Below are 7,368 nucleotides of genomic sequence, written 5' to 3'. Positions count from 1 at the left end.
GGAAAAAGCCTTCACTTTCGTCAATCTCGGTGAAGGCGGGGCTGGCCTGTCGGGAGGATCAAGGGCGTCTGCCTGGGCGACGCTCCGAGCGGCTCTCGTCGATGCCAGGACCTATCCGGCGCGCTTCATTACCAGCAATGAGGGTGATGCCCTCAACCGTGTGGATGCCCAGGCCTTCAGCGCGGCGGCCCGTGGCTCACAGCTCATGCTGGTTGCCGCCAGCCGGGCCAGCGATATTCGCCAGCTGATTGCGCTGAAGGAAGAGAACACAAACCTGAATATTGCAATTGTCGGCGCGCAGGAAGCGTGGATGGTTGCCGACGATCTCGCAGAAGCAGAGATCCCGGTCATTATCGACCCCTTCGCTAATCTGCCTTCGAGCTTCCAGTCTCTAGGCTCGACCCAGCATAATGCCGAACGTCTCATCGAAGCCGGTGTGACAACGGCATTTGCCCATATGGGAGATGACAGCCACCAGACCCGGCTCATTCTGCAAACGGCCGGGAATGCTGTGGCCAATGGCGTTGAACATAGCGCTGCGCTGCGGGCCATCACCTCAGCGCCTGCCGAAATCTTCGGTGTTCCGAATTATGGCTCGCTGCGGACTGGCAGCGCAGGCGACCTCGTCGTCTGGGACGGCGATCCGCTTGAGGTCATGAGCGCGCCGACGCAGATTTTTATCGACGGGATCGAGCAATCGCTGGAAAGCCGCCAGACCAAGCTGCGCGACAGGTACATATCGCTCGATGAAAGCGAACGGCCGCTTGCCTACAAGCGTTAGCGCTTGGCGACATTGGCAATCTTTTCGAGCGGTTCGATGGTCTGCACATAACCGGCTTCGGCAGGAATGTGCAGGCATGGATTGCCATCCTTGTCCTTTCCCACCACAGGTAGGACCGTCACGACGCTTTCCTGAGAGAACCGCTTCACCGCATCGGAGACGCTCGGAGTTTCGTCCAGCTTTCCCAAATTCATCCGGGTCGGAAAGATGATTGTCGCCTTGCCTGCCTCGGCCATATCCAAAGCCTCTGCCGGAGTTAGCCACACCGCATCGGTGGTCTCCCGGCCGTCATGGGAAGCAAGCTGCTGCGGCGGCGTCGGCGCGAGATAGAAGTGCGTATCAAAACGCTTCGGCATCATGCTTGGCGTTATCCAATGGCCGAAGTGCACCAGCGTATCGAGAGCCAATACCAGGTCATTATCGCGGATCAGCTCGACAAAGCTCATGTCGCGCCTGTCCACTGCGGCCCGGAACGGATCGAGCGTGTCAGCCATGTCGGCTCCAACCACGGGAGCGCCTTCGCCTCTGGCCTGTTTGGGTCGGGCCAAAATGATGCCGCTTTCTTCATAGGCTTCGCGCACCGCAGCGATCCTTGCGACGCGCTCAGCGCCTGAATAGTCGCCATCTGCCAGATCGTCCCACGCGTCCGAGCCATCTTCCTCATTCGCCTTGCCGCCCGGAAAGACCAGCGCGCCCGCGGCAAAGTCTATCTGGTAGTGACGCTTCACCATCAGGACCTGAAGATCGGGGTCGTCCTGTAGCAGGAGTATCGTTGCTGACAGGATCGGTTCGGCGGCAGTATCGGTCAAATTTCCTGTCCTCCAGATTTCCGGAAAATTTAAAACAAATCGAACCGCATCTGTGCGCGTGATCTCAACCTGCTGGATGTATTGCTTTCTTCATCGACATTCACAGAGACAGGTCAGCCATGCAACAGCTTAGAACGCGCGCCGAACAAACAAGCCCGAAAGCTTCGTCTGTTGCGCCGCTCCGTTTTGAGCCGGTGGTTCACCTGGTCAAAGGTGACATTGTCAATCTGATTGCCGAAACACCGAAGCGCTACGAAGAGCGTGTGTCTTTCGGCATGTCAGGGCTGATCGCAGAACGCATCAGCCCTGCCCTCTGGCTTGCCCATGAAGTCGAGCTTGCGGCGCAGGCTGCCTACAGGGACGAGGCAACTGCCCGCCCGATCCTGATTCAGGCGCCGATTGCCGCGATGATGCATCCCGATACGCCTATGGCCTGCGATGCCGCGGCTGCGCGCAGCAAAATCTGCCCGCAGGAGATCTGTATCGAAGTTGAGGATGCAGCGCTCGCCCAGTCCCGCGACGACATTGTAAAAAGCATCGAAGCGCTGCGCCGCCGGGGCTTCCGCGTCGGGATCAATGCGACCCGGTCCTGGTGCACGCCGCTCGACACGGGTCTTCGCCTGATGCTCGATTGCGTGCGTGTGGATGCCCGGCAAATCTGTAACCATGAAGACCTGATGGGCCGCGTCGAAGCTGCAGTCGCCTGCGGCATGGCGGTGATTGCAGAGAACGCGAATTATCGCGATGGCGAAGAGCTTGCCGAACTCGGGATCGAGCTTGGCGTGCGTCCGCGCGCAGACGCCTGAGCCTGGGCTCTAGCTGACCCGAACCAGGCGTCCGCCGTCTTCATCCTCGTCGGATGCGGCCTGTTCGGAATAGATATCAAGCTTCTCGAGAAGGTAATCGAGGTCGTCCTTTGGAATGGCCTGGAACTGGGTCAGAACCCGTTCAATCATCCGGGACCTGAAGCGCGCCTTGTCATTAGGCCCACCATCAAGTTCGGTCTCATGGTAGACACTGACCGCCGCCTTGAAAGCGGGAAGCAGCTTCCTTGGCAAACCAGAGCGGTCGAATACAGCAGCAAGTCCTCTCGGCCCAGCATCATGGATCATCAGCCAGACGCGGCTATGCGGTACGCCTGAGAGCTCCGCCAGCGCATGTTCCACAAAGCTCATATGGCCTACGCAAAGCGCCCGCATGATGAGCGAGTGAGACAGACGGCCATTGAGATCAAGCTGATGGACAAAGCGCGGCATGTCATGGGTCCGGTCGGCCTGTTCGACCAGATCGATTGTCGCGCGTTCGCGCGCGCCTGCCGCGAGATCGATGGCAACCTGAGCCGGCAATTCATGCCGGTTTACAAGAAGGTCAAACACCTGTCCCGAGACGAGTGAAACGAGCTTTTCCGCGATGTGAACCGGAATGTGCTCTCGCTTCACGATAGCCGCCTTCAGCGCATCATTGTCTGAAAAGCGCGTGATCGAAGCGTCGAAGGCCTTGTTCGTCCAGCTCGCTCCCTTGTTCTGGGCAAGTGTCACGACCGCTTCTGATGCGCCATGCTCTGTGATGACTTCGCAAAGCTCTGAATTGACGCGCGACCGCGCGGCAATGGCAGACTGTTTTGTAGCGGTCACAGCCAGGACAAGCTCAATCAGGTCTTCATCGGTAAAGCTCGGCGAGTATTCGAGGACCGGGAGCGCCACGGATTCAATATCCTGCGCAAGTTTCAGGGCGACGTCACGCGGCAACCGCGGCGAGTTGCGGAGCGCCACGGCGAGCGTTCTGCGAACCAGGTCTGCCGTATCAGCCGAAAGGATTTCGATGATCTCTTCGGCATATGCCCGCTCGCTCTCGGTCAGCGTGTCGGTCGCAATTCGCCGGCAAAGCTTGTGAGCGATGCTTGCGCGCTCTTCTGAGCTCTCGCCTTTCATCAGCCTCTCAATGTCTGATTCAGAGAGATGCGGCCGCATGCTCGCGATACTCATGTGAAAAGCCTTCCCTTGTGCCCCATACTCAAATGCTGACAATTGAGTCGCGTCGGTTAATTTCCGGTTTACCAATCGGGGAATTCGCCCGGAAAACAAAGTGAGGATGCAGCAATGCTAGAAGGTCTCCGCGTCATAGAATACGCCACCTATATGGCCGCCCCGGGGGCTGGAAGCATTCTGAGCGACTGGGGCGCCGAAGTGATCAAGGTCGAGCCGCCGGGCGGCGATCCGATCCGCAAATTCTTCAGGACACTCGGAACCGATATCCAGGACAATCCTGTCTTCGATTTTGATAATCGCGGGAAGAAGTCGATCGCCATCGACACGCGCACCGATGAAGGCAATGCGATCCTGCGCGAACTGGCCGAGACAGCAGATGTCTTTCTGACAAATGTGCGGCCCGGCGGGCTGGCACGCTCCGGCCTCGACTATGACAGTCTGAAGGAAGCGAACCCCAAACTCGTCTATTGCAGCCTTACCGGCTATGGGCTCGACGGACCGGACGCCGACAAGCCGGGTTTCGACATCGCAAGTTTCTGGGCGCGCTCCGGGCTTGCCCACACGACCATACCGAAAGGCGGCGAGCCCTTCCCGTGCCGGACCGCCTATGGCGACCACACAACCAGCATTGCCGCTGCTGCCGGCATATGCGCCGGTCTGGTTGAAGCCTCGCGCACCGGCAAGGGGCGACTTGTCGAGGCCTCGCTCCTGCGCACTGCCCTCTTCACGGTCGGCTCTGACTTCGCGATCCAGCTCTTTTTCGGACGTCTCGGCTCGACCAAGGCCCGCCACAAGCAGACCGTACCGATCATGAACTTCTTCAAGACCAGCGATGACCACTGGCTGTGCATCGTCGCGCGCCAGGGCGAATCCGACTGGGGGCCGATCTGCAAGACGATCGGCCGCGAAGACCTGATCGATGATGAGCGGTTCAACACGGCGAAGGGCCGACGCGCCAACAGCGTGGACTGCGTCGATATTCTCGATGCCGGTTTTGGATCGATGACAAAGGAAGAAGCCGCCAGACGCCTCGATGAAAACTCTATCGCCTGGTCGCCGGTGCAGACCCTGGCCGAAGCGGCTGCCGATCCTCAGGTCAAGGCGGCAGGCGGGATCGTTCAAGTGCCCTCTTCTGCAGGGGATGGCTCGAGCTTCGCTTCACCTGCGTCTCCGGTCCGGTTTCCCGGCGCTGATGACGGCCCGAAGGGCCCCGCACCCGGCTACGGACAGCACACGCGCGACGTCCTGCTATCGCTCGGCAAAGACGAAAGCGAAATCGATCAGTTGTTGGGCTCAGGCGTTGTCGCGTCCGGCGCGATGGAGTCCGCCTGATCAGGTTCAGCCTCAGCCGGTGGGGGCTGCAGTTGCGCAAAATAACGCCTGACTTCCCTGCCCTTCGCAGCCCGCAGCGCGACACAGAGCTGGATATTCTCGAGCGTTTCGGCAAGCGCGCGTTCATGACCCGGAGCGATGGTGCCGTAGCGTTCAAACAGGCGTTCAACTTCGCCAGTCGCTTCAGGATAGCAAAGGTTCGACGCGAGGCGCGGTGTCGATCTTGGCCGCTGTCCGGGAATGACGCGGATGAATGCAGGGAAGTTGCTGCGCAGCCAATGCCAGGTCGCCGCACGCGTTTCCGGCCGGCCCATCTGGCCTGACACAATGGTGTAGGCTTCGCGGGACCCGACATTGCCTGACAGCGCCAGTTCGAGAATGTCTATATTGAGCGCAGGATCGGTATTCTGGCCAATCGCGTAGGCAGCGGCTCGCTCGAACATGGGGTCGTCGATCTCATCCACCGAGACAAGTAGCGGCTCATAGACCTCCCGCCCGCCATCCTGGATCGCGAGCGCAAGCGCTGTGGAAAAATCATCGCTCGACAATTGTCTGACGTCCGGTTCGGCCGGCATGCCGAGATAGGCTCTCGCCGCATGGGTGAATCCATCCCTGAGCTCGGCGTCCTTTCCATAGCGGGCCAGAAACGATTCAAGGCGTGACATCAGGATGCGGCTATTATCGTCTTCAGCCTCAGCCAGGCGTTCAAGCACGGGCCTGAAAACACGGACGATTTCCGCCTGATACCCGGCGCGTGCCTGCTCGTCCTCGCCCAGGAACTGTAACAGAGACGCATAGGCCGACACGGTTTCGCCCACCACCTGCCGTTCCGGGCGGCGCGAAGCGGCATTGACGAGAGCCATGGTTGAGGCGAGCGAATTGGCCCCTGCTTCGAAAGCCGCCCGCGCACTATCAACTGCAACCAGCGCCTCGCCGCCTTCAAGCTCTGAAAAATGAACTGCAAGCGTGGCCCATTGCGGCGCATCAAGGTCGAACCGCCAATATCCCAGTCCGCCCGCATTCGGGATAAACCATTTGGGACAGGATCCCGCCTCTTCCAGCACGATTTCAGTTCGCGCGGCGGTTACCATGTCGCACTGGCGGACTGTTCCGTCCTCAAAGCCAGCGACGAGGCAGAAGGGAATCGTCCAGCGACGCGTCTCCTCGATCGGGCTGCCGAGCGGGATGTAGCGGCTTTGCGCAATATCGATGACAGGGGCCTGGTCTTCGCTGCAGTCCAGCTTTGCATCGATGTGCGGCAGGCCGGATTGCTCCACGAAGCTCCTGAACGCTCTTGTCAGATCGGGCTCGTCGGTCTCCTGGCCAATCACGTCGAAGAAGTCACGGCTATCGGCCACATCGTCGGCAAAGCGCTCAATGTAGCGGCCAAGCGCCGGGCGGAAGGTCTCAGCGCCGAAATAGCCGTCGACCATGGCGATGACGGCGAGCCCTTTGTCGTAAGTGATCGAGTCATAGGCGTTTCTGATGTCTTCATTGAGCAGAATCGGCTCGCGGACGGCGCGCGCACTGTTCAGGCTATCGAGCGACATGGCGCTGAGACTTTCAGCAATCGCATCTAGCTCAAACCCGCCCTCAGGCTCAAGCTCCGACAGGACGATGCCGGTCGCCCAGCTGGAAAACGCCTCTTTCAGCCAGAGATCATCCCACCAGGGCGGCGTCACAAGATCGCCGAACCACATATGGGCGATCTCATGGCTATGAATGTTGAGCAGGCTGCGGCGCGCAGCTGGACCGCTGGACGGGCCGTAGAGGATCCGGCTTTCACGATAGGTGATCGCTGCGGCCAGTTCTGTTGCGCCACTTGGCCATTGCGGGGCGGCGATAATGTCGAGCTTTTCGTAAGGGTACGGCACCTGGAGGGCCTGCTCAAAAAACTCGACCATCGGCTCTGTCATCATAAGCGCATAGCTGATCTCGTCGCCTTTATCCCGCCTCGTATAGCCTCTGAGCGGGATGGCAGTATCTCGAATGTCATTGGCCAGCAGAGACGGGGCATGGACCTCGTCAAAGGGACCGACAGCCAGCGACAATAGATAGGTCGGCAGGGGCCGCGTGCGATCAAAGCTGAGGGTCTTGTAGCCCGGTTCGGACGCGGCCTGTTCAATCACCGGCGTATTTGCGATTGCGATGTCGTCTTCCGGCACGGTAAGCGTTATTTCGAAAGCGGCCTTGTATCGCGGCTCATCAAAGCCTGGCATGAAGCGGCGCGCCTGAATGCTTTCAGACTTGGCGAGCGCATAGGCGTCGCCCTGCTCGACCACCTTGAAGAGGCCAGCCAGATTTGTGTCGAATGGTGCGCGGTACCTGATCTCGATCTCGACCTCCCCGGCTCCCATGCGGCGGGGAAACGATACCCATGCCACACCGGAATCGAGCACGTCGCGCCAGCCGCCTGGTGCTGTCTCAAAGCCCTGTCGCGCCACGTTGAGGTCACGAA

6 protein-coding genes are annotated in these 7,368 nt (G+C 59.9%); 3 read left to right on the top strand and 3 right to left on the bottom strand.

Features of this window, described 5'->3' with window-relative positions; translation table 11 throughout:
- Positions 1–781 (top strand): amidohydrolase family protein (locus tag WA989_RS10305; RefSeq protein WP_424340410.1); only part of this gene is annotated, 781 nt, incomplete at its 5' end.
- On the opposite strand, the gene WA989_RS10300 is transcribed toward WA989_RS10305, so the two are convergent.
- Positions 778–1,590, bottom strand: coding sequence for an NUDIX hydrolase (locus WA989_RS10300; protein WP_424340409.1), 813 nt, complete (start codon positions 1,588–1,590; stop codon positions 778–780). The genes WA989_RS10305 and WA989_RS10300 overlap by 4 nt on opposite strands.
- Positions 1,591–1,709: 119 nt before the next feature.
- On the opposite strand from WA989_RS10300, the gene WA989_RS10295 reads away from it, so the two are divergent.
- Positions 1,710–2,396: a hypothetical protein gene (locus WA989_RS10295; protein ID WP_424340408.1), complete on the top strand. Its 687-nt coding sequence runs from the start codon at positions 1,710–1,712 to the stop codon at positions 2,394–2,396.
- Positions 2,397–2,405: 9 nt separating this feature from the next.
- Here WA989_RS10295 and WA989_RS10290 read toward each other — a convergent pair whose 3' ends face one another.
- A complete protein-coding gene (locus WA989_RS10290) occupies positions 2,406–3,575 on the bottom strand; it encodes a DUF2336 domain-containing protein (RefSeq protein ID WP_424340407.1) in 1,170 nt (389 codons plus the stop codon).
- 114 nt (positions 3,576–3,689) lie between these two features.
- Between WA989_RS10290 and WA989_RS10285 the strand changes: the two genes are divergently transcribed.
- Positions 3,690–4,910, top strand: coding sequence for a CaiB/BaiF CoA transferase family protein (locus WA989_RS10285; protein WP_424340406.1), 1,221 nt, complete (start codon positions 3,690–3,692; stop codon positions 4,908–4,910).
- Here the strand turns inward: WA989_RS10285 and WA989_RS10280 are convergent.
- On the bottom strand, positions 4,859–7,368 hold a 2,510-nt coding region (locus WA989_RS10280; protein ID WP_424340405.1), incomplete at its 5' end, for a M1 family metallopeptidase. The two genes, WA989_RS10285 and WA989_RS10280, sit on opposite strands and share 52 nt — an antisense overlap.

The organism is Henriciella sp. (assembly GCF_049649345.1).
Lineage (GTDB): Bacteria > Pseudomonadota > Alphaproteobacteria > Caulobacterales > Hyphomonadaceae > Henriciella.
This window is presented reverse-complemented; position numbering and strand designations above follow the sequence as displayed.

Excerpts from the sequence above, each read along its gene's own strand:
- WA989_RS10285 (WP_424340406.1), top strand. The coding sequence starts at position 3,690 with ATGCTAGAAGGTCTCCGCGTCATAGAATACGCCACCTATATGGCCGCC.
- WA989_RS10295 (WP_424340408.1), top strand. The coding sequence starts at position 1,710 with ATGCAACAGCTTAGAACGCGCGCCGAACAAACAAGCCCGAAAGCTTCG.
- WA989_RS10290 (WP_424340407.1), bottom strand. The coding sequence starts at position 3,575 with ATGAGTATCGCGAGCATGCGGCCGCATCTCTCTGAATCAGACATTGAG.